Source organism: Streptomyces aureus, assembly GCF_001418135.1.
Taxonomy (GTDB): Bacteria; Actinomycetota; Actinomycetes; order Streptomycetales; family Streptomycetaceae; genus Streptomyces; species Streptomyces aureus_A.
Genome location: NZ_LIPQ01000630.1, coordinates 1 through 1875, shown reverse-complemented (window position 1 = coordinate 1875; position 1875 = coordinate 1). Strand labels below are relative to the sequence as shown.

Here is a 1875-nt window from a genome sequence, read left to right as displayed (position 1 = left end):
GGGCGGTGGTTCGGCCGGCGGGGCCGTGGAGGGGGTTTTGACCAGGGTCGCGGACATACGAAGACTCCGTGGATGCCAGAGGCGGATCGAACACGGGGTGCGCCTTCACACGCGGTGAGCACGGAACCGGGCCCCTCAGCCCGATCCGCCCTTCGAGGCTATGCGGTCAACAGCCCCTGCTGTCAAGGGTGTCCGCACTGTGAGCTGTTCGTCTCATCGCGGTTGACGCGGGCACGGATGCCTGTTCCACTGTGGCCATGCATTCGCAGCAGCTGGTCACGCGCTCCCACATCGACTTCGGTCGCGTGTGGTCCTCTTCCTGTTGAGCCGACCCTCTGCTCGGTGAGCCGGCCTCCGGCTCCGCCCCGTCCGCGTGCTGTTCTCCGCGGCGCCTTCACATCCAGGCCCCTCGTGGTGCCTGAGCTCTCCCCTCCCCTCGCTCTGCCGCGCCGCCCTCCTTCGTTCCGAAGGGCTGCCCTCCTTCGCCCTGAAGGACCTTCATGACCTTCGCGTTGTCCGTGCACCGGACCACGACCACCGACCCTCTGGCGCGCCCGCTCCTCGACGAGCTGGCGCACGAGTACACGACCCGGTACGGCTCCGCGCACGATCTGAGCCGCTACCCGGCGGAGGAGTTCGCCCCGCCCCACGGCGCCTTCCTGCTCCTGCTCGAGCAGGGCCGGCCCGTGGCGGGCGGCGCGTACCGCCGCTACGACGACGACACCGCCGAACTGAAGCGGATCTGGACCCACTCGGCGCACCGCAGGCGCGGACTCGCCCGCCGGGTCCTGACCGTGCTCGAACGGGAGGCCGCCACCCGCGGCTACTCCCGCCTCTATCTCACGACCGGACCGCGCCAGCCGGAGGCCAGGGGCCTCTATCTGGCGAGCGGCTACCGCCCGCTCTTCGACGTGTCCGCCGATCCCGAGTCGATCGGCCCGCTGCCGTTCGAGAAATTCCTGGAGAACCCGAAGCCATGACCACGCGCACGCGTCCCGGCCCCGCACGCACCGTCCTCGCCTTCGCCCTGATCACCGGCGCCACCCTCACCCTGACCGCCTGCGCGGGCGGGGATCCCGCGACGTCCCCGGCCGGTGCCTCGGGGGCGTCGGGTGCCGCGGGGGCCGCGAAGGGCACGCTCCCGACGGAGGACGTGGTGTCGGCGGTGAGGAAGAACGAGGCGGCGGCGAAGCTGCTGCCCGCCGACGTACGGCAGCGGGGCAGCTTCACGATCGCCTCGTCCGTCGCCACGCCGCCCAGCTCGGCTTACCTGCCCGACGGCAGGACCGTCGTGGGGGTCGACGCCGACTTCGCGGCGGCCGTGGCGAAGGCCCTCGGCCTGGAGCTCAAGCGCGAGGTGGTCGGGTTCGAGGCGATCCTGCCGGCGCTCGGCAGCGGCAAGTACGACGTCGGCACCGGGAACTTCGGTGTGACCGAGGAGCGGCGCAAGGCCATCGACTTCGTGACCTACATCAACGACGGCCAGGGCTTCGCGAGCCGCGCGGACAGCCCGCTGAAGGCGGTCACCGACCTGACGCAGCTGTGCGGTCTGAAGGTGGCCGTGAACGCGGGCACCACCTTCGAACGGACCCTGGAGCAGAACAAGGGAAGGTGCGCGGAGGCGGGCAGGAAGCCGTACGAGGTGAACGTCTACAGCGAGACCGGGGCGATCTGGATGTCGCTCCAGCAGGGCCGCAGCGATGTCGTGATGAACACGATCAACGGCGTGCGGTACGCGGTGACGCAGCAGAGGAACGTGAAGTTCCTCAACGAGTACCGGCGGCTCGACGTCGGTTTCGCGTTCAAGAAGGGCACGCCGCTCGCGCCCGCCTTCCAGGCCGCGGTGAACGGCCTGAAGGCGGACGGGACCTACGA

General features: G+C 70.3%; 2 protein-coding genes. Both read left to right on the top strand.

Annotated elements, in window-relative coordinates:
* Window positions 1-500: 500 nt before the first annotated feature.
* Window positions 501-980, top strand: coding sequence for a GNAT family N-acetyltransferase (locus tag AOK00_RS35405; protein ID WP_055604206.1), 480 nt, complete (start codon window positions 501-503; stop codon window positions 978-980).
* Window positions 977-1875: transporter substrate-binding domain-containing protein (locus tag AOK00_RS35400; protein WP_055604205.1), on the top strand; the 899-nt coding region annotated here is incomplete at its 3' end. The genes AOK00_RS35405 and AOK00_RS35400, both read left to right, overlap by 4 nt.